Source organism: Acaryochloris marina S15 (genome assembly GCF_018336915.1).
GTDB classification, from domain to species: Bacteria; Cyanobacteriota; Cyanobacteriia; order Thermosynechococcales; family Thermosynechococcaceae; genus Acaryochloris; species Acaryochloris marina_A.
In genome coordinates this window covers 1,422,805-1,442,002 of the sequence record NZ_CP064923.1, presented here as the reverse complement: position 1 = coordinate 1,442,002, position 19,198 = coordinate 1,422,805, and the positions used below count along the sequence as shown (strand labels likewise).

General features: G+C 47.8%; 20 protein-coding genes. 7 read left to right on the top strand and 13 right to left on the bottom strand.

Annotation, left to right across the window (positions count from 1 at the left end; genetic code table 11):
* Positions 1-3: 3 nt before the first annotated feature.
* The 4 genes from I1H34_RS07405 (at position 4) to I1H34_RS07390 (ending at position 4,041) form a co-directional block, all read left to right on the top strand.
* Entirely contained in the window at positions 4-1,374 is a 1,371-nt protein-coding gene (locus tag I1H34_RS07405; RefSeq protein ID WP_212665034.1) for a four-carbon acid sugar kinase family protein, read from the top strand.
* A gap of 102 nt (positions 1,375-1,476) precedes the next feature.
* Complete coding sequence (gene rpmG, locus I1H34_RS07400; RefSeq protein ID WP_010480755.1) at positions 1,477-1,665, top strand: 50S ribosomal protein L33; 189 nt, start codon at positions 1,477-1,479, stop codon at positions 1,663-1,665.
* 32 nt (positions 1,666-1,697) lie between these two features.
* On the top strand, positions 1,698-1,913 hold the full coding sequence (gene rpsR, locus I1H34_RS07395; RefSeq protein ID WP_212665033.1) for a 30S ribosomal protein S18: 216 nt from the start codon (positions 1,698-1,700) through the stop codon (positions 1,911-1,913).
* Between the two features lie 85 nt (positions 1,914-1,998).
* Positions 1,999-4,041 carry a ribonuclease R family protein gene (locus I1H34_RS07390; protein WP_212665032.1) on the top strand — a complete coding sequence of 681 codons (2,043 nt, stop codon included), beginning with the start codon at positions 1,999-2,001 and terminating at the stop codon, positions 4,039-4,041.
* Here the strand turns inward: I1H34_RS07390 and I1H34_RS07385 are convergent.
* Entirely contained in the window at positions 4,029-4,700 is a 672-nt protein-coding gene (locus I1H34_RS07385; RefSeq protein WP_212665031.1) for a DUF3318 domain-containing protein, read from the bottom strand. The genes I1H34_RS07390 and I1H34_RS07385 overlap by 13 nt on opposite strands.
* A 333-nt stretch (positions 4,701-5,033) precedes the next feature.
* A complete protein-coding gene (locus I1H34_RS07380) occupies positions 5,034-5,474 on the bottom strand; it encodes a VOC family protein (protein ID WP_249369895.1) in 441 nt (146 codons plus the stop codon).
* Positions 5,475-5,586: 112 nt separating this feature from the next.
* Here I1H34_RS07380 and I1H34_RS07375 point away from each other — a divergent pair, with 112 nt between their 5' ends.
* Positions 5,587-6,831, top strand: coding sequence for an ISL3 family transposase (locus I1H34_RS07375; protein WP_212665030.1), 1,245 nt, complete (start codon positions 5,587-5,589; stop codon positions 6,829-6,831).
* A 174-nt stretch (positions 6,832-7,005) separates the two neighbouring features.
* On the opposite strand, the gene I1H34_RS32065 is transcribed toward I1H34_RS07375, so the two are convergent.
* Complete coding sequence (locus I1H34_RS32065; protein WP_249369893.1) at positions 7,006-7,149, bottom strand: amidase family protein; 144 nt, start codon at positions 7,147-7,149, stop codon at positions 7,006-7,008.
* Positions 7,150-7,289: 140 nt separating this feature from the next.
* Positions 7,290-7,628: a P-II family nitrogen regulator gene (locus I1H34_RS07365; RefSeq protein WP_212666180.1), complete on the bottom strand. Its 339-nt coding sequence runs from the start codon at positions 7,626-7,628 to the stop codon at positions 7,290-7,292.
* Between the two features lie 170 nt (positions 7,629-7,798).
* Here I1H34_RS07365 and I1H34_RS07360 point away from each other — a divergent pair, with 170 nt between their 5' ends.
* Positions 7,799-8,593, top strand: a complete 795-nt coding sequence (locus tag I1H34_RS07360; protein ID WP_212665029.1) for a HipA family kinase — start codon at positions 7,799-7,801, stop codon at positions 8,591-8,593.
* Positions 8,594-8,711: 118 nt separating this feature from the next.
* Here the strand turns inward: I1H34_RS07360 and I1H34_RS07355 are convergent, their stop codons facing one another.
* From I1H34_RS07355 to remA, 4 genes are all read right to left on the bottom strand, one after another.
* Complete coding sequence (locus tag I1H34_RS07355) at positions 8,712-9,347, bottom strand: peroxiredoxin (RefSeq protein ID WP_212665028.1); 636 nt, start codon at positions 9,345-9,347, stop codon at positions 8,712-8,714.
* A gap of 242 nt (positions 9,348-9,589) precedes the next feature.
* Complete coding sequence (locus I1H34_RS07350) at positions 9,590-10,093, bottom strand: DUF3122 domain-containing protein (RefSeq protein WP_212665027.1); 504 nt, start codon at positions 10,091-10,093, stop codon at positions 9,590-9,592.
* A complete protein-coding gene (gene gmk, locus I1H34_RS07345) occupies positions 10,090-10,647 on the bottom strand; it encodes a guanylate kinase (protein ID WP_212665026.1) in 558 nt (185 codons plus the stop codon). Before gmk ends, I1H34_RS07350 begins: the two co-directional genes overlap by 4 nt.
* Before the next feature lie 260 nt (positions 10,648-10,907).
* Complete coding sequence (gene remA, locus I1H34_RS07340; RefSeq protein ID WP_212665025.1) at positions 10,908-11,177, bottom strand: extracellular matrix/biofilm regulator RemA; 270 nt, start codon at positions 11,175-11,177, stop codon at positions 10,908-10,910.
* A gap of 339 nt (positions 11,178-11,516) precedes the next feature.
* Between remA and I1H34_RS07335 the strand changes: the two genes are divergently transcribed.
* Positions 11,517-13,265 (top strand): Rqc2 family fibronectin-binding protein, encoded by a 1,749-nt coding sequence (locus tag I1H34_RS07335; RefSeq protein WP_212665024.1) that lies wholly within the window; start codon positions 11,517-11,519, stop codon positions 13,263-13,265.
* Between the two features lie 133 nt (positions 13,266-13,398).
* On the opposite strand, the gene I1H34_RS07330 is transcribed toward I1H34_RS07335, so the two are convergent.
* The 5 genes from I1H34_RS07330 to I1H34_RS07310 all read right to left on the bottom strand — a co-directional run bounded on the left by I1H34_RS07330 (position 13,399) and on the right by I1H34_RS07310 (position 19,196).
* Entirely contained in the window at positions 13,399-13,722 is a 324-nt protein-coding gene (locus I1H34_RS07330) for an STAS domain-containing protein (protein ID WP_212665023.1), read from the bottom strand.
* A 404-nt stretch (positions 13,723-14,126) separates the two neighbouring features.
* Positions 14,127-14,438 (bottom strand): HigA family addiction module antitoxin, encoded by a 312-nt coding sequence (locus I1H34_RS07325; RefSeq protein WP_249369889.1) that lies wholly within the window; start codon positions 14,436-14,438, stop codon positions 14,127-14,129.
* Between the two features lie 162 nt (positions 14,439-14,600).
* On the bottom strand, positions 14,601-15,107 hold the full coding sequence (locus I1H34_RS07320; protein WP_212665022.1) for a hypothetical protein: 507 nt from the start codon (positions 15,105-15,107) through the stop codon (positions 14,601-14,603).
* A gap of 67 nt (positions 15,108-15,174) precedes the next feature.
* On the bottom strand, positions 15,175-17,868 hold the full coding sequence (locus I1H34_RS07315) for a transglutaminase domain-containing protein (RefSeq protein ID WP_212665021.1): 2,694 nt from the start codon (positions 17,866-17,868) through the stop codon (positions 15,175-15,177).
* Positions 17,865-19,196, bottom strand: coding sequence for a DUF58 domain-containing protein (locus tag I1H34_RS07310; RefSeq protein WP_212665020.1), 1,332 nt, complete (start codon positions 19,194-19,196; stop codon positions 17,865-17,867). Before I1H34_RS07310 ends, I1H34_RS07315 begins: the two co-directional genes overlap by 4 nt.
* Positions 19,197-19,198: the final 2 nt, after the last annotated feature.

Below are 19,198 nucleotides of genomic sequence, written 5' to 3'. Positions count from 1 at the left end.
GGGATGGCTGACTCTCCCAAAATTGTGGTGTTGGATGATGATCCAACTGGATCGCAAACCGTCCATAGTTGCTTGTTATTGCTGCAGTGGGATGTAGAAACTCTCTGCCAGGGGTTATTAGACGCGTCGCCACTTTTGTTTATCTTGACCAATACCCGTGCTCGATCGGCTGAAGAAGCAGCCCAAGTCACTCGGGAAGTGTGCCGCAATTTAAAGATGGCAATGGCGCAAATCCAATCTGCGACAGATAGCAAAGACTGTCTCACACGCTATTTAATCGTTAGCCGTTCAGACTCAACCTTACGGGGTCATTACCCTTTAGAGACGGATGTGATCACGGAAGAACTTGGCCCCTTTGATGCTCAGTTCCTGGTTCCGGCCTTCCTAGAAGGGGGCAGAATCACCCAAAACGGTATTCACTATATCCAAACTCAAGATCAGCTTGTTCCGGTTCACGAAACTGAATTTGCCCAAGATCCCGTTTTTGGCTATTGCCATAGTTTTCTTGCAGACTATATCGCCGAGAAAACAGAGGGGCGAGTTTCTGCCTCCCAAGTCTCCTATTTTCCAACGAATGAACCTGAAGCAACCAGCTTAGAGCGATTAATGGGATTGCAAGACAACCAATATGCAGTTGTAGATGCAGCCGTTCAAGCCGATCTCGATCGTTTTGCTCAACGAACCCTATTGGCTTCTGCTCAGGGAAAACGGTTTTTATTTCGCAGTGCAGCCAGCCTACTGACCGCATTTGGAAATCTACCTCCCCAACCCATTCCAGCAGAAACAATGGGGCAAACGGTTCAAAGTGCTTATCCAGGGGTTTTTATCGTCGGCTCCTACGTCCAGAGAACGACGACTCAACTCACGGCCTTATTAGCCTTGCCTCAAGTCGCGGGAATCGAAATTAATCTCACTCCCCTCCAAAATAGCGAAGTGGATAGCAACCTGATCAAAGCCCAGGTTTTGGAGAAAGTTGATGCCATGCTGCACCGACACAATACACCCGTGATTTATACGAGTCGCCAACCTCTAGACTTTTCAGATTTGCTAGAGCGACTCCGGTTTAGTGTCCGGGTTACTAGTTTGTTAGCAGATATTGTGCAACAACTGCCCACTCATCTAGGGTACTTAGTGAGCAAAGGAGGAATGACCTCGAATGTTATTTTGGCTCGCGGTCTAAACTTGTCTTCTGTCAGACTATTGGGCCAAGTTTTGCCTGGGTGTTGTGTCGTGCAAACTGCACCGAATCATGATTTCCCTCAAATGCTGGTGGTTTTATTTCCGGGGAATGTTGGCCAATCGGAAGATCTTGTCAAGGTTTACCATCGGTTGTCTCGACAGTCAGCTCCTGTAGATCAAATAGGTGAGGGATAATTGCAGTATTGAAAAACGTAAAAAAAAAGTAGCTGATTTTCGATCAATCATGAGATAATTATCGTTTGTGTCCAATTAGAAATTTTGATGCGGTAAAAACACATGGCAAAAGGTGTTCGGATCATCGTCACATTGGAATGTACCGAATGTCGGTCCAACTCCAATAAGCGATCACCAGGGGTATCCCGGTACACAACCACAAAAAATAGACGAAATACCACGTCTCGTCTGGAACTGAAGAAATTCTGTACCCATTGCAATAAGCATACGAACCACAAAGAAATCAAGTAGTTGTCCACCTATTAAACGTTCATCAAGACCTTATGCCTTACTATCGTCGCCGTGTTTCTCCGATCAAGCCAGGTGATCCGATTGATTACAAGGATGTTGATCTACTCCGTCGCTTTATCACAGAACGCGGCAAGATTTTGCCTCGACGGATTACTGGCCTCACTGCTCGCCAACAGCGAGATTTGACCCGTGCCATCAAGCAGGCTCGAGTCGTTGCATTGCTTCCTTTCATCAACCGCGAAGGTTAGATGGTAGGTACAGGCTTCTTGAACTACCCCTGCTATGGGCTAGTTCATACTTGTCATAACTACTGAGATTGGATGAGCCAATTGGGTGGAGAAAGGAACATTAATTGAATTTAAAAGGCGGGGCGATTGTGCCGAAGGGCAACGTCCCTTTCAATTGGGCGTAGTTGATCGACCCGAAGGTAAGAAGAATTGGGTTGTTGTCGATCAATCTGGACAATCCCATACGCTTCATCCTCGACAATTTACCTTTGTGGTTGCGGGGAAAACCTGTATGCCTTCTGAAATTACTGAATTTCAGACAGAGGCCGAGTCTTATATTGACCCAAGCAGCTTAGAGGTGGCTTGGGAGATTTTGCTTGAAGATTCCCAGTCAGCCTCACCAGCTGATTTGGCCCAGCTATTGTTTTCAGATCAAAGTCCACCGCTCTGTTATGCGGCCCATTGCTTGCTGACCGATGACCGAATCTACTTTAAGCAAAAAGGGGACCGCTTTGAACCTCGCTCAGCTAGCCAAGTCGCAGAACTTCAGCATCAGCTTGAGCAGCAAGCCAAGCGTCAGCAAGAACAACAAGCTTTTTATCAAAAACTAGAGCAGGCGATCGCGGGTAATACCTTAGAGTGGGAAGGATACGAGCGCACCTATCTCCAAGCTTTAGAAAAATTTGCGGCTTTAGGAGATGAAGCCACCACTCGTGCGACTGCCACTGAAATCTTGTCAACGTTGAAGCGAGCGACCTCGCCAGATGCGGCTTTTCAGTTGTTAGTGGATGTGAAGATCTGGGATCCCCACCAAAACTTACATCTATATCGCAGCAAAACCCCACTCCAGTTTTCGTCGTCTGTTGTCGCTGCCGTTGATCAATTACTGAAAATGCCGCCACCAGACTTACATGCTGAACGTCACGACTTGACCAGTTTGAAAGTCTATACCATTGATGATGAAAGCACGTCTGAGATAGATGATGGCCTTAGTTTAGAAGTTTTGCCAGACGGTAAGCAGCGGGTCTGGGTCCATATTGCCGATCCCAGCCGTTGGATCACATTGGGAGATGACTTGGACCGGGAGGCCCAACGCCGAGGCACAACGGTTTACCTGCCCACGGGCATGATTCCCATGTTCCCGACGGAGCTTTCTACGGGACCCATGAGTTTAGTTCAGGGGCAGATCTGCTGTGCCCTGAGCTTTGGCGTCATCCTTTCGGCGGAAGGGGCGATTGAGTCCTATGAGATTCGCTGTAGCCAGGTCCAGCCCACCTATCGTCTTACCTATGCCGATGTGGATGAGATGTTGGAACTTGGGGTAGAGGCAGAGTCTGAACTGTTGGCTTTGGCCCAATGGGCAAAACAACGCCAAGTCTGGCGAAAATCCCAAGGAGCTATCAGCATCCAGATGCCAGAATCCTCTATCAAAGTAGAGGGAGAAAAGGTTGATATCCAGGTCTTATACGATTCTTCTGCCCGCAACCTGGTGGCTGAAATGATGATTCTGACGGGGGAGGTTGCAGCCCGGTATGGTCAAGATAATGACTTGCCGCTGCCCTTCCGTCACCAACCTCAGCCCGAACTGCCCCCCGAAGAAGAACTTTTACAGCTCGCACCAGGGTTTGTCCGCTATTGCGCTATCCGTAGCTGCATGCCTCGCAGTGAAGTCAGTATTAGTCCCGCTCGCCATGCCAGCTTGGGGCTGGATTGTTATTGCCAAGTCACGTCCCCCATCCGTCGCTATGCGGATTTAGTAGCTCATTTCCAAATTAAGGCTCACCTCAGAGAGGAGGATTTGCCCTTCAGCAAAACTGACTTAACAACGCTGATTCCAAGCGTGACCACGGCGGCCCAAGAGGCAACTCTTCTAGAACGGCAAACCAATCGCTACTGGAGTTTGGAGTATTTACGGCAGCATGGCCAGACGGTCTGGCCAGCAATGGTATTGCGGTGGTTGCGTGAGCATGAGAACCTGGCCCTGATTCTGCTAGAAGATTTAGGACTGGAATTAGTGATGCGCTTGGATCACCCTGTTGTTTTGGGGGACCGTCTGGATGTCAAAGTGGCGTCTGTAAATCCCCGCTTGGATCGGATTCAGCTGCAGGAATGTTTCACTGCCTCGCCTGATGCTGCTCAGGAAGGGTAGTTCATGTCCGGCATCCGGTTGCGCTGCTCTGCGCGCATAGATTGGCTTCTAGCTTTAGCTTCTGCAGCACTATCTTTCAATGCCTGCAGGCGGGTTTCATATCGCTTACGGTTACGACGGCTAGGAGATTGATCAATCAAGATTTTTAAGGCACTGCCTAAGCTTTTATAGGCATTGGGGAGGGTGTAGCCAAAGCGAGTCGCGAGGGCGATCGCTTTTTGATCCGCAGCTGTTAGATCATCAACACTTTTTTGGGAGTTATTGCGCTGATACAGTCGCCATCCCGATACGCCACATAGGCCCAAGGCCAACATCAGCAGTAATCCATCTTGAACCCATAGCTCACCGACTGCACCGCCTAAACCAATAGCTAGGGCTGCCATTTCCCAGCCATCCCGGGGAATGGTGTCGTTCTGAACCCGAGCCACTTGATGCCAAAACAGGAGGTTGCGCTGGTCCTTGGCATATTGCTCCCACTTCAGCAGGTCAATTTGGATTTCCACCTCATCTTGACCTAGTTCTTCACAGGTAATTAGGGAGGCGTTGGTGGCGGTTGTCGCTTCTACGGTAACCCAGCTTTGCAGCTCAGGTGGCAGGAGCGTTCGCAGACGCCGCAGTTCACTCATTTCAGCCCGAGCAGAGGATGTTCCGTAGACCATGAATTCAAATGTGGAATGATAAACAACAATCGTAAAGATCCATATATTAGGAGTATAGCTGGCTTATTTCGGTTCAGCCGCTCTACTCTGTTCCCAGAATCATACCGAATGTTCTGGTCTATTGGGTTACAAGATTTGCAAACGGGGAATGAATCCTACCCCGATCTAAACTTTTATGGATTGAAAACTGCGCAAACCATTGCCTAATCATCAACTTTCACATAAAGGGATGCCATCGCTTGGTGCATCAGTGGCAGTCCCAATGCGTAAACGATGTCCATCAGGGTCTTCGATATTCATCTCTCTCATCCCCCAAGCAAAATTGGTCGGTGCTTATCGAATGTTGACATCCTTATCTTTATACATTGCGTATAGTGCATCGACATCATGGACAAAAATGGATAGCCACATACCAGATTGACCTTGTGCACCTTGGCATAGAAAGATGCAGACATCATCCCTAGAAACTGAGGCAAATGTAGGTGGGTCTCCCCAAGCCCAATCTTGCTGGAAGCCAAGGAGATTAACGTAGAAATCAATACTCCTAGGAATATTACTGACGTTCAGGATAGGGGCAAGACCTGAAAAATGGTTGGGTGAAGCGGTTGGGTGAGGAAGGTGAGTCATACCTCCAGTATCTATGGTGTCAGTATGCATGACTGATGCCTGATCCAAACTCATAAAATCAGCTGAATTTTCTCTATGTAACTCCCTGGCTTTCGGGAAGAATAGGGTGTTCTCCCCCCTTATGGGACTGGCAATAAACTTGTTCATGACCCAAATTTTTGGCTCTCCTGGAATTAACGTGATGAAGCCCTACATATAGTGTGTTCCCTTTTTCATCCCTATGAAATGATCTAGGGTAGTACTTCAGAGCAATGGCGCAATGGATAACTCAATTCGCATCCCGCTCAACCTTCCCGATGTTCGAGTTTTAGAGCTATCGAAGACGGAGCGAGGGGATTGGCTGATCAAAATTGACAGTACTCTGCAAGGAACAACCTGCCACAAATGTGGACATGAGATTACTGACCTTCACTGCCATGATCAGGCTCTTCGAATTCGTCACTTGCCATTGTTCGAAGTACCAGTGTATTTAGAAATTCGGCCCAAGCGCTATCGATGCGGGTATTGCGATGACCATCCCACAACAACTCAACGCTTAGAATGGCATGAACCTCGTAGTCCCAATACCAAAGCTTATGAGCATTGGCTTCTGCGTATCCTGATCAACTCAACGGTCTCAGATGTTGCTAGGAAACTAGGCGTTAGTGAGGATGTCGTCAGTGGCACCATTGATCGCTGGATTGCCTGTCAAGTTGACTGGAGCGAATATTTAGACCTCCAAGTCATCGGGATTGATGAGATTTCTCTGAAAAGAGGCCACCGTGATTTTGTAGTTTTGATCACGATTCCTACCACAGGCGGAGTAGACATATTGGCAGTTCTGGCCGACCGCAAACAACAGACCGTTGCAAATTTTCTTCAATCGATTCCCCTTCATTTACGCCAAACCATTGAGCGGGTTTGTACTGATATGTATCAAGGATTTGTCAGTGCAGTCCGTGAACAACTCCCTCAAACAAAAATTGTCATTGACCGCTTTCATGTGGCCAAAGCCTATCGTAATGGTGCCGATACAGTTCGTAAACGGGAGGTCAAACGTCTACGCCAAGAACTCCCTAAGCAAGACTATGACAGTATCAAAGGTGCGATGTGGGCCTTTCGAAAACGGCCTGAGAATCTCCAGGAGTCAGAACAACAGTTGCTTGAGCGAGTGTTTGCTTATTCTCCTGAGATGAAGCAGGCCTACAAACTCCGAGAGGAATTGACACAGATATTTGAGGGTAGGTACACCAAAAACGGAGCTAAATGTGCCATCCGGGCTTGGTGTAAACGAGTCCTCAAAAGTGACATCAAGGATTTTGAGAGTTTCCTGACCACTGTCAACAATTGGATGGATGAGATGACCAACTATTTTCTGGAGGGATGGACCAGTGGCTTTGTCGAAGGATTTAACAACCGAGTTAAGGTCCTAAAAAGACGATGCTACGGTATTTTCGATATTGAAAGGCTCTTCCAAAGAATTTCGCTTGACCTCAATGGGTATCAGACTTTTGCCTTGACCTAAATACTATATCTAGCGGCTACCACGCTAATTCCCAGAGAGCCAAATTTTTTCTGATGCTCTTCTCGGTAAAACTAAGCTCTTGTCTTGTTCTAAACAACAAGGAGTTCATAGACTCTACAAACACATATCTAGAACGGGCAATGTTTGCTGGCTCAGTTAAACCTTCGGGACTTCTCAATAGCCTTTGGGGCTTTGAAAAGCGCCAACCATTTGGTCAATTTCTTTTGCGATCGCAAAAAGTTTCATCTCTCGCCATCGTTTACCGACTATTTGTAAACCAATGGGTAAGCTCTTCTGGGTTTGCCCAACTGGAATCACTACAGCAGGATGCCCACTTAAATTAAAGGGGATGGTGTCTGCTCCATTCGCAATGCTATAGGGGTAAAACCAACCCGCAACATCAACGGCACTCCAGGCAGGACAATGGGAGAAAGCGGAAGTAATAGCCCAAACTATATTTATGCCAATTCAATCCGCTCTTCCCCCGTACGAACCTGAACCACCTTCAGTAGAGGGGAAACAAATATCTTGCCATCTCCGACTTGGCCTGTTCGAGCCGCTAAGGCTATCTTTTCAACGACAGCCGCGACCATCTCTTGGTCAACCTTGACTTCTACTTTTAGTTTCCTCTGAAACCGAATCTCGGTATCTGAGCCTCGATACTGTTGCAGTAATCCCTTCTGCCTACCAAACCCTTTAACATCCGACAGGGTAATATCGACAATTCCCAGTTGGACAAGGGCCATTTTGACCTCATCACACTGATGGGGCCTGATTAATGCGGTGATTGTCCTCATCTGAGACATGACAGACCTGCATTGAGTCGCAAAACTTACATCACCATTGTTAACCCTATTCTGGTGAACAGTCTTTTTTGATACAGTTCTCAATCGGTCGTTAACTTCGCCGCAGATCACCGAGTGAGATGCAATGCTAGAGAAGCAACCTCACGCTTTGGGGCATCATTGTGCAACTCCCAACTTATCGGGCCATTCGGATTATGTCGGCTCCCAGATGTGGCAGTTCTCGGCCAATAGTGGTGGAGACGGAGGCCGGATACTTCTTGACCAAGCTGCGAGGGGCGGCCCAAGGTACCGCAGCCTTGGTATCAGAGATAGTGGTGGCGGCATTGGCTGAAGCGATAGGGCTATGGGTTCCCAGTCAAGTCCTGATTTCAATTGATGCTGCTACCCATAACAACATCCATGAAGATGAGTTTTTAGATCTTTTAGGGGCCAGTCATGGCCTAAATTTGGGCTTTCAATATCTAGATAGGGCTAGAGATATTCGCCCTAGAGAAGTCGATGGCGTTGATCAGGATTTGGCTTGTCAGGTCATGTGGTTGGATGCCTTGGTCATGAATCGAGACCGTACCCCGTCCAATCCCAACCTGATGGTTGGCCAAAATCAGCTGTGGGTGATTGATCATGGAGCCGCTCTTCCCTTTCAGTACAACTGGTCAAATGTCACCGAAGACGTTCCCCGTCGGTTAAATTACGCCATGGATCGTCATCTGTTTTGGGAAAAGGCCACTGCACTCCATCAATGGGACTCAGCATTGACAGCAAAGCTTTCTAGAGAAGTGATCCAAAATACTGTGGCCCAACTCCCAGATTGTTTTTTGCAGCCCCTCTGTCGTCCAGGCGCGGTGGCCGAGCAGCTTGAACGCCGGCGGCAAGCCTATGGGGCATTTCTGTGGAAACGGTTGAAATTTCCTAGACCCTTTGTTCCTGAGATTCAAGACGGGGCATCATGCCTCTGAAGGACTCAACGGATGCCTGATCCCTAGAACAGAACAACAAGATGGCCGTGCTCCATTCCCAGGACATTAAAAAACCCCCTAACGGGGGCTGGAAATCGCAGTCTTAATCACGAAAGGCTTATTTGTTGGGCTGAGGGGTCATCCGCAAATAAGGCTTGATTTCAGTGACTCCCTTGGGGAACTTCTTTTTGGCTTCTTCCGTGGGAATGGTGGGAGCAACGACGACATCGTCACCATCTTTCCAATCTACGGGAGTGGCCACTTGATAGTCATCGGTTAGTTGGAGTGAGTCAATGACCCGCAAGATCTCATTAAAATTCCGACCTGTGCTGGGGGGGTAGGTAATGGAGGCTCTGAGCTTGTTATGGTTGTCAATGATAAATACCGTGCGGACGGTGACTTTGGCATTGGCGTTGGGATGAATCATGTCGTAGAGATCCGACACTTTCTTGTCCGCATCCGCCAAGATGGGGTAATCAACCGTTGTATTTTGGGTTTCGTTGATATCGCCAATCCAGCCTTTGTGGGATTGAGCATCGTCGACGCTCAGGGCAATGGTTTTGACGTTGCGCTTGTCGAACTCAGGCTTGAGTTTAGATACAGACCCAAGCTCAGTGGTACAAACGGGGGTGTAGTCCGCAGGATGCGAGAAGAGAACAACCCAGCTATCGCCAGCCCATTCAAAAAAGTCAATTGTGCCAGCAGTGGAATCTTGAGTAAAGTTAGGTACGGTGTCCCCTAGTCGCAAAGACATGGTGAAACTCCTGTTATGAAAGGTCGGTATGTGGTTACAAATGAGATCATGCCATAACCGAATTCGGATAATGCCCGGTTTCCCGACCGAGAAACAGTTCTTAATGTAGTTGACTAAGAATAATCCTGAAAAATAGAGGGATTGAAATCAAGCTAGGAATCCTTGAATTCAAAACAGCATAAGATTTTCAGGCTTAGAGGCTTGCTTGAATCATGGCCTCTCAGTCTTCTAGGGGGCTCAATTTAGCTGTGAGGAGAAAACTGAGTCACTTCTCGCCATTCATGAATTACTGCAGGAGGGGCGACAAGGTTGGCAGGTACACCACTCACTAGAGGAATTTCTAAGACGAGGCGAGTATCGTTATCTAGATTTTCAAGCAGGGGCTGGACGTCGTACTGACCGACGTTATCTGGAAGCATCAATGTGGTCCCATCCATGGCGGGTTGAGACTGCCAACGAAATTGGTCGGCGATGCTAAATTGCAAGGGTTGCTCAGGAGCCACTTCAACTTGCCCAGGAAATCCCACGAGACGCAAGAATATTCCTTCGAGCTGGTTGTCGATATAGCGCTTAAAGAGGATGGTTTGCCAACTGCGTTGGGCCTGGTCTTGGAGACTCTGTTGCGATCGCAACGTCACTTGCCCTGGTTTCTCCTGGTAGAGATGGGTTTCAGCCTGGGCTGGCAGGGGAAATATATTCAGACTCAGCAGCAATAGCAATACGGCCACTAGACGGCGAAGCATCATAACGACAACACCTTAGATTTAAGGGTTTGCAACGCTGAGTCTAGGTCATCGTTGACCAGCTGAAAATCAAATTCATCGGCTGCGGCCAGTTCGATTTTGGCTTGGTCTAAACGACGGGTAATGGCGGCCTCCGAATCTTGGCCTCGCCCTCGAATGCGAGCTTCTAAATCGGCCACAGAGGGGGGACTAACAAAGATCTGACAGGCCTCAGCAACCTTCTCTCGGATTTGACGAGCCCCAACTAATTCAATTTCTAAAATAACTTTCTGCCCCTGGGCAATTTCCCGCATTACGGGTTCCCGTAACGTTCCGTAGAAATTTCCCGCATATTCGGCCCATTCCAAGAGCTGATTTTGATCAATTCGGGTTTGAAATTGATCTTTGGTCAAAAAATAATAATGCTTGCCATCTACTTCTCCCTCTCGGGGGGAACGGGTCGTGGCTGAAACCGCAAGATATAAGTCTGGGCAGGCTTGCAAGAGCCGCTGTAGTAGGGTGCCTTTGCCAACACCACTGGGTCCGGTCAGGACGATCAGCTTACCCGTTTTTGTCATTACCTGTGACCTTGCGTTTCATAGGGGAAAAACACCTTATTTTAACGCCCGTTCGGGTTAAGCCTGATTTGAACTTTTTCTATGAAGAAATAAGGGGGTTAGTCAGCACGAAAATTTAAATTTCAGACTAAACCGAACTCCGTTCATTTTATGAAAATAAAATGCCAAATAACGAGGCATTCCCTTCGAGGACTGGTGGAGGATGTACCGGGTAAAGGAAACATTTTGCTCGATACCAATCCTGAAGGAGATAGGTCGTCCTACTTATCTGAATCCTTAGTCGTGTCCTTATTGGACATAAAACGATGAGCCACCGTTTCTGGCTGAATTGCAGACAGGACAACATGGCCTGAATCGGTTACGATTACTGCGCGTGTGCGCCGCCCATAGGTAGCATCGATCAACTGGGCCCGATCCCTAGCTTCGCTGATGATACGCTTAATGGGTGCAGACTCTGGACTGACTATGGAAATCACTCGATTTCCAGAGACAATATTGCCAAAGCCTATATTGATTAACTTGATGTCCATAAATACAAATCCTCACGCAGATTCCAACCTTTTGTAATATCAGAGCGCATCACCCAAAAAAGCTCTGATATCTTCCTTTTTTCCATCTTATCCACAAAAGATCTAGACCTACAACCTATTTTTAAGTATTTATTTCTAGTCATAGAAAGCTTTTTAAGGATTTACAGGATTACTTAGGCAAAAATGTATCGAGTTATACAAAATAGTCATGTAAAATCAGCTTTCCAAGGCTTGAATCGACAAATCAGTATAAATCCTTAAAATATGGATAAATTTGTGAAAGATTGGTTTGAGAGTCTTGGATCCACAGCCAAGAGGTCCATTTACTTGTAATTACCCGTGCAACAGGTTGACTTTACGACATTAACAGCGGCGTGCTGCGAGTTGCGATCGCAATGGCTACCCGCACGCATCGAACAGGTGGTTCAGCAAGATCGGTTCACGGTCTATATTGGCCTGCGTACCCTCGATCAGCGGGGGTGGCTGGCCCTCAGTTGGCATCCCCAAGCTGCCCGAATTTGTATGGGAACACCCCCACCCAAAGGAGCAGATACCTTTACCTTTAGCCAACAGCTACGCCATCAGCTTAATGGCCTTGCTTTGATTGCCATTGAACCGATTGCCGCTTGGGAACGGGTGATTGACCTGCAGATTGGACAGCGCCCTCAAGCCCCCGTTGATTGGCATGTCTATGTAGAAATCATGGGCAAGTACAGCAATGTCATATTGACCAATGCGGAAAATCGAATTGTCACGGCAGCCCACCAAGTTAGCGCTCAACAGTCCAGTGTTCGCCCTATTCAAACCGGAGACCTCTACCAACCCCCACCTCACCTCACCGACCCCATTCCGACCTTGTCAGAATCCTTTGAACATTGGCAACGGCAAGTAGGCCTAGTGCCGGGTCCCCTCAAACGGAATTTACTCAAAACCTATCGAGGTTTGAGTTCGGCTTTGGTGTTGTCCATGCTTTCTACCGTTGCTCTGAAACCCGATCTCTCTACAGAACAGCTACAAGAAGCAGATTGGCAACGGCTATTTCAAGCTTGGCAGGATTGGCTGTCGGCTTTAGAGAACCAATCTTTTACCCCTGGATGGTGTCGAGGCGAGTCTCTGAGTTATACGGTATTGGGGTGGGATATCACGCATCCTGCTACCGATACTCAAATCCTGCTGGATGAGTATTACAGTCAGCAGTTAGGCGAGCAGGTCTTTAAACAACTTCGGCATCAGCTGCAGCAAAAGGTCAAAGGCCATCTCAAGAAACTCAACACGAAAGCTAAAACCTTTCAGGATCAGTTGAAGGCTTCAGACACGGCTGAAGCCTATCGAGAACGGGCTGACTTACTGATGGCCCATTTGCATGAATGGCAGTTGGGAATGAAAACCCTAACTTTGAAGGATTTTGAATCCGGTGAACCTCGAACGCTGACCCTCAATCCAGAAAAAAACGCAGTCCAAAATGCCCAAGCTTGGTACAAACGCCATCAAAAACTGAAACGCTCTCGTGCCCAAGTGCAGCCTTTGCTAGAAGAGGTGCTGTCAGAGGTTGCCTATTTAGATCAAGTGGAAGCCAGTATCCAGCAGTTAGAGCAATTTGAAGATGCTGCGGATTTGTTAACGCTACACGATATTCGAGATGAACTGATCTTACAAAACTATTTCCCGAAGCTGGAGTATCGCAAAGATGCCCCACCTGAAATTCCGTTTTACCAATATCAATCTCCTTCGGGATGGGAGCTACTGATTGGTCGCAATAATCGTCAGAATGACCTGCTCACGTTTCGGACAGCCACTACCTACGATCTGTGGTTTCATACCCAAGAAATTCCGGGTAGCCATGTGCTCTTGAGATTAGAAGCAGGAGCTGTTCCTGAACCAGGAGATATGCAGTTTGCTGCCAATATGGCGGCCTACTATAGTCGGGCTCGACAAAGCCACCAGGTTCCTGTCATTTATACCGAATCCAAAAATGTGTATAAGCCTAAAGGGGCCAAGCCAGGGATGGTGATTTATAAGCATGAGCAAGTAATTTGGGGCCAGCCCCAATCTGTGAAAGATCGGGTTCATGCTCCTAGCCCAGGTTAGGATATCCTGCTCTATCTAGTCCCTTGGCCTTTAAAGCGACTGACCTGGGTTGGGTTTGATCTGTTTGGAGAACGCTTTTTTGCGTAATCTGCGTTCCACCGTGGGATATGCAGCCTGAATTTATGCTAGAAGGCTAAATAACAGGAGTCTCCTGTTTTTGCTGAAATGCTTGCTGATCTGCAAAAATCTCAAAAATTTGGTCCATTCTAGATAATTTAAGGACAAGACTAACCTGTTTTCTCATGGAACATAAAGATAGAGTGCCACTTTTACCGTGCACTGCTTTATGCATCGCGACTAAGGCACCAATTGCCGAACTATTGATAAAGGTGACATCTTGTAGATCTAAAAGGATCGTGGATACTCCTCCGTCTAACACAGTGTTAACTTCATTGCGTAATTGGTTAAGACCAATCCCGTCTGTCAGGCTAATGGGTTGGATAATTTTATAGCTCATTGGTTGCACTCCTAGCTCAGGTCTTTTTTGGTTTTGAGTCAGGCAAAAGCGAAAAAGCTACCCATGAACGACCCGTAACCATTAGGAATTTCGTTGTGTATCCAGAATTCCCCTTTCTGAATGCGAGTGAACATTCTCAACACAACAAGTAAACTTACCTTTTCGACACTCACCTAAATCCACGCATTTTTTTACCCACCGCATACTGGATTGAAGGAGCTGGGAGCATGTCACCTTTTTGAAAGAATATTCAGACTGCGCTCAAACCCATTGATTTGGTAACTGTGAGAGAACAAAAAACCAGGAGTTTATTTTTTATCTGTAAAAAGTGATGCGCTCTCAAGGAACGTCAGTTCACGATGATCTTGTGATTTTTACTTGATCCATTTTTGAGAAAACAAAGATTAAGCTGATTGCTTCACTGATCGAGGTTTAACTCGCCTAATAATTTCATCTCGTGTTGGTAGTGTTTTGAGATCATACATCGCTTGAAGATTTAGCCAGGAGGCTGCATCTCCGCCAAAGTAGCGAGCGAGGCGCTCAGCTGTATCAGCAGTAACGGAACGACGCTCTTTCACAATTTCGTGGATCCGAGTCGCTGGAACATTCAGGGCTAAAGCCAATGCATTGCCGCTCATATTGAGAGGGATAAGATAATCTTCCCTAAGAATTTCTCTTGGATGAACGGGGCGCATACGATTAGTTGGTTTGCTCATAATGTTAGTGATAATCAACAATCTCAACATCAACGGATCCGCTATCTGCCTGCAAAACTCAAAATTATAAGTTGCTGTGGATGTTGTACATCCCTAATCTACAAAAACGATATTCATTACGCTCAATTTCGGCTTATATCGCTATTTTGTAGCGGTAATTGGCTATGCAGCATTAAATGCGGCTGTATACTGCTCTCGATCAAACACAAGCGGTCCTAGCGTATAGGCCCAATCGCGGTGAAATTGCTGAAAATTGTCCCATACCACCAATTTTTCCTTCAATGTGATGTTAGCCATAAGAAACCAACATTCAGTGACACCACAGGTGCATGACAAAATCACAGACTTTAGGTTGACTGGGTCATCAGATTCTGTCAAAAGTCCGTGATTGTATGGTTCGCCAAAAAAATTTTGTGAAGGGGGTAGTGCTATGGATGGAGGTAAGTAGTGATAGTCACCAGCCAGTGCTCCTCGCGAACCTAAATCGTCTATACCTTCACCATCGGCAGTTCGTTGATCGAATTCTTCCTCTGCATAAGGTAATTCCACTTCTCGGACAAGTTCAATAAGCGGGACACCGTTAATCAGCATCTCAATTTGTTGGAATCCACCTCCTTCAGGCCAGTGAATATATAGCTTGGCTGACTGCCGAACTGTAATCGTGTCCATTGAATTCACTGGTTTCAAAACATGCTGTCAATGAGAAAGAATGATCCTCTAATGGATAGTCTATACCTCAGTGATTTATGGCTGAGCGAGGTCTTTGCACAGAGAGTTGTTTAAATTCACTGAGCCAAGATTGGATCATGAGTTTCAACTTTTCTCTGTCCTCCTCAGTGAGACCTTGGGGGTCAAAACGGTAGCGATAGTGCAAATCGATTATTTGATGCAGTTCACTCATATATGCATCGGGCAGTTCCTGATCCAATCGCCCCAACCATTTGCGGACAGTTTCCGAGGGCAGACGTGCAAGCCCCCAATCTCCCAGACGTTTCTCAATTTGGTAAAACTCAGAGTCTAGCCCGCCAGTGGTCGGTTTTCGGGGGCGTTCTGCTCCCTGATACCTCCGTCTTTTTGACTGCTGTGAACGTTTTTTATGGATCATCCTCCAGATTAAATAGATAGATCCAAAAATAATCGCCAGTCCCAGCACAATCATTGAACCGGCCCAAATCAGGGTCTCCGAATTTTTAGAGAGCAGGGTCATTAATTCAGACCAAGCTTCAGATAGTTTTTCGAAAAAAGATTTAGAGGGTGGCTTGTTATTTTCCCCCATTGAGGAGCTATCTTCAGATGAGGTGCCGTCCTGGGCTGAGTTTCCATCCCGTGATGTGAAACCCTCTTGGGCGTTGCCACTTTGGGCCGTCCCCGTATTTTGCTCTGGGGTCATTCCACCACCTGGGGTGGTTTCGACTTTGACCCAGGTATTGTCTACATAGGCTAAGACCCAGGCATGGGCATCTTTGAGGCGGACAATATATTGTTGTTCCGTGGGGCTGTATTCATGGGCGGTATAGCCAACCGCATAGCGAGTAGGGATGCCTGCCGATCTGAGCAATAGTGAGGTAGCCGAGGCATAGTACTCACAATGGCCCGACCGATGGTCTAGCAAGAAAGCTGCCATCGGCGTTTTGTTTTTCTTGGGTTTTGGCAGATCGAGGGAATATTGAAACCCCTGGGTTTTGTAGAAAGCTGAAACGGCCTCAACCTTATCTGCATCAGATTTACCATCTAGATCCAAGGAATTAAGAACTTTTTTGAGGGTAGGCTTTTCAGCGGTAGGGACAGCTTTATCAAAGACGGTGGGTGGACTGTCTAGAGATTGTCTAGGATCAAACTGCACTGTATAGGCGAGAGGACCGGGTTTTCCCTGGATACCAACCGTACCGTACTGGTTTTCTTTCAGGGTTCTAACCTTAAGCTGGTTGACTTCAGAAGTACCCAGGGGCAGTTTTAAGATTCCTTCCTTCTGGAGTAACTCAGATGAAATGCGGACTGAAGTCGTTCGGTTCGTTGTTGCACCAAAGCGCCAGCTCTGGCGTTTGGACCGTGGACGTTTGGCCGTAAATTTGGACCAGACAGCATTCCAGCTACCTGACTGGTATTGGTTGTAGGTAGCTTCTCGAATATAGAGCGGAAATTGGGGTTTGGGGCTATTGGCTTTTTGGTTAAGAGCAACCCGAAACAGAATGGCATTGGAACGTTGCAGAGACCCAATATTACCGATTTGAGTTTGGGCTTTTTCAGGGTCAACGATGCCGCCTGATCGTTGCACAAGACTAGGGAGGGATTGCCCATCATTTTGACCGGGCTGGGGCTGCTGACTAGGAGCTTTCGTCTGTCCTGGATTTTTACGGCCTGGTCCACTGGTTGGCGCTGAATTATCTGGGGGTTGAGAGGTTCCAGGGTTCTGTGCAGGACTGGGATCGGAAATGTCTGGGGAACTGGTTTCCTCGTTGGGCTGACTGATGTCTGAATCTGGTTCTTGCTCAGGTGTGGCGGATGAGTCTTCAGTAGAATCTTCTGGAGTAGCACCATCGGGGGTGGAGGGGTTGCTATTGTTGTTGCCAGAGTTGCTTGGCGTTCCCGATGTTGGGGTGCTTGAAGGGGTGCCGCTGGAATGGCTGGGCGAGTCAGTACTGCCAGGCGTATTGGAATTTTGATTGCCGTTTTTGGACCTAACAATTGTGTCAGTTTCTAGCTCCATATCCTCCAGTAACCGATCCAGATCCCCTTGGTAACCTCGACCTGGATCGTCGGGCCAAATTCGAGCCATTTTCTGAATAAAGTCGCCGAAAACAGCGGGGCCGGGGAGCCGAACATTGGCCTGGAGCCAATAGACCTGATGAGTGCTGATCAGGCTAAGGACCAATGCCAGAACAATCAGACCGTAAAAAGTGGACTGGGAAAATCGTAGGGAGAGTTTGCGGTTAACGGGACAGCGTACTGTTCCTAAGAAAAGCGCAATGAGTACTGCGCTGATAGCCAGGAAGACGAACAGGTTGCCGCCGGTGGCACTGGCGGCGAGTAGACAAATGCCAAAGTAGGGGTAATACCAATTAACTGTTTTCCAAGACTGGGCGATATTGCCTAGATATTGGCGATAGACTGAGACGAAATTTCTACAGTAAGTCTGAGCCAGGACGAAGGGAAATAGTCCGATGGGCAAACATTTGATCAAATGATATCTGGCTGCGTAGGGGATGGCCTCGGGAGAATTCGGGGGGAGAAAAAATACAGCTAGCAACCATAAAAATAGGGCTACAACATGAAGTTGCTTGAGTCGGTCTAGGGTGAGGGGCCAGCGCTGTTTAACCATTTCCCTAGCTTCCAGGGCTAAGGCCATGGGAATCGCGACGATCCATGCTCCGGTTTGATAGCCCCAAAAGCAGAGGGATAGGCTACAGAGAGTTGGCGCTGATTGCTTCATAGGGCCAATAACTCCTGTTGTAGATTGGATATGGTCCCGGAGTGCAGCTGACACTGGGGGCCAAAATATTCTTGAAACTGGGGATCCATATGCAGGCTAAGGTCTGACAGACAAATAGCCTTGATGGGAATGCCATACTGGCTGAGCATTTTCAGAAATGCATAGCGAGTGTCATCAAAGCCCAGCAAAATACAGAAGCAGCCGCTGAGTCGGGACAAGCGAGATTGAAGGATCGGATTGAGGCACTCCAGTTCTCGATGGGGGTTGGGGTTGAGAGTAGCAACGGTTTCGATGATTTGTGCCCGTTGGCGCAGTCCCTTGCCCACGGTAACTAAACGAGGATCGGCTGCTGCATAGATCACATCCAGTAGAGAGGCTTCAGGCTGTTCTTGCATTAGAAAAGAGATGGCCACAGCAATAGCTTCTTCAAAGAGGGGGCTGTGGGGTTCTAGCTGGAAGGTATCTAGAATCAAGGCATGGTGGATGGCGGTCTCGTCCTGTTGCTCTTTGACAATGGGACGACCGACTTTAGCCCAGCTTTTCCAGTGAATCTTATTGGTGGGGTCTCCCGCTCGATAGTCTCGTAGGGAGCGGAATTCTAGGGCCTCTCCTACTGCGGAGGTGCGGAGGGTTTCACCAGACTGGTATTGACTAGCTTGGGAGAGGTTTAGCGGCAAGAGCTGATAGCGTTGAGGCAAAATACACAAGGATTGGCCGACGTCGTAGGTGTGGTGTTTATAAATTAAGCCCAGGGGATCAGGACAAGCGAGAGTAATGGTTTCGAGATGCAAACTGCCCCGTCGCAAGGGAAGGATTTCCACCATAGCTTTGGTTTTACCTTTGGTGGAGAGGGGTGGCAGATCCTGCAGATGAGCCTTAGCCCACTGCTGCTCGACTAGGTAGCGCCGCCAATGGGGCCGCCATTGGTTGCCAACGGGATAGCGGCGCTTAATCTGAATGAATTCGCGGAAGCTGGGAAAGGGGGCGGCAAAAGTCTCGACCAGCTTTAATCCCTTTTGGGGCTGGGGAGAGAGATTCTGAATCACCACTTGGTAAGGAAAGGGTTCACCAACGGTGCCAAAGCGGGGCAGCAGGCGGGTGGCCTTAAACCGAAACTGAATCAACCGACTGCCAATGGTAGCCAAGATCAGCAAAGCAAAGGCAAAGAAGAAAAGAATGTGACACATGCTGCGGGTGGAACCGAGACTTGCGATCGCACTCCCAATACCGCCCCCCAATACCCCTAATCCTGCAGGCGTAAACTGCTGCACCAGCCATTTACGGGTGACATAGATGAAACGGAGACAGCGATACGTCAATACATCCATAA

Coding starts and splice junctions, on each gene's coding strand:
- remA (WP_212665025.1), bottom strand. CDS start 11,177: ATGGACATCAAGTTAATCAATATAGGCTTTGGCAATATTGTCTCTGGA.
- I1H34_RS07405 (WP_212665034.1), top strand. CDS start 4: ATGGCTGACTCTCCCAAAATTGTGGTGTTGGATGATGATCCAACTGGA.
- rpsR (WP_212665033.1), top strand. CDS start 1,698: ATGCCTTACTATCGTCGCCGTGTTTCTCCGATCAAGCCAGGTGATCCG.
- I1H34_RS07375 (WP_212665030.1), top strand. CDS start 5,587: ATGGATAACTCAATTCGCATCCCGCTCAACCTTCCCGATGTTCGAGTT.
- gmk (WP_212665026.1), bottom strand. CDS start 10,647: ATGACAAAAACGGGTAAGCTGATCGTCCTGACCGGACCCAGTGGTGTT.
- rpmG (WP_010480755.1), top strand. CDS start 1,477: ATGGCAAAAGGTGTTCGGATCATCGTCACATTGGAATGTACCGAATGT.
- I1H34_RS07315 (WP_212665021.1), bottom strand. CDS start 17,868: ATGAAGCAATCAGCGCCAACTCTCTGTAGCCTATCCCTCTGCTTTTGG.
- I1H34_RS07320 (WP_212665022.1), bottom strand. CDS start 15,107: ATGGACACGATTACAGTTCGGCAGTCAGCCAAGCTATATATTCACTGG.
- I1H34_RS07325 (WP_249369889.1), bottom strand. CDS start 14,438: ATGAGCAAACCAACTAATCGTATGCGCCCCGTTCATCCAAGAGAAATT.
- I1H34_RS07385 (WP_212665031.1), bottom strand. CDS start 4,700: ATGGTCTACGGAACATCCTCTGCTCGGGCTGAAATGAGTGAACTGCGG.
- I1H34_RS07350 (WP_212665027.1), bottom strand. CDS start 10,093: ATGATGCTTCGCCGTCTAGTGGCCGTATTGCTATTGCTGCTGAGTCTG.
- I1H34_RS07330 (WP_212665023.1), bottom strand. CDS start 13,722: ATGAGCTATAAAATTATCCAACCCATTAGCCTGACAGACGGGATTGGT.
- I1H34_RS07365 (WP_212666180.1), bottom strand. CDS start 7,628: ATGAGGACAATCACCGCATTAATCAGGCCCCATCAGTGTGATGAGGTC.
- I1H34_RS07310 (WP_212665020.1), bottom strand. CDS start 19,196: ATGGATGTATTGACGTATCGCTGTCTCCGTTTCATCTATGTCACCCGT.
- I1H34_RS07355 (WP_212665028.1), bottom strand. CDS start 9,347: ATGTCTTTGCGACTAGGGGACACCGTACCTAACTTTACTCAAGATTCC.
- I1H34_RS07380 (WP_249369895.1), bottom strand. CDS start 5,474: ATGAACAAGTTTATTGCCAGTCCCATAAGGGGGGAGAACACCCTATTC.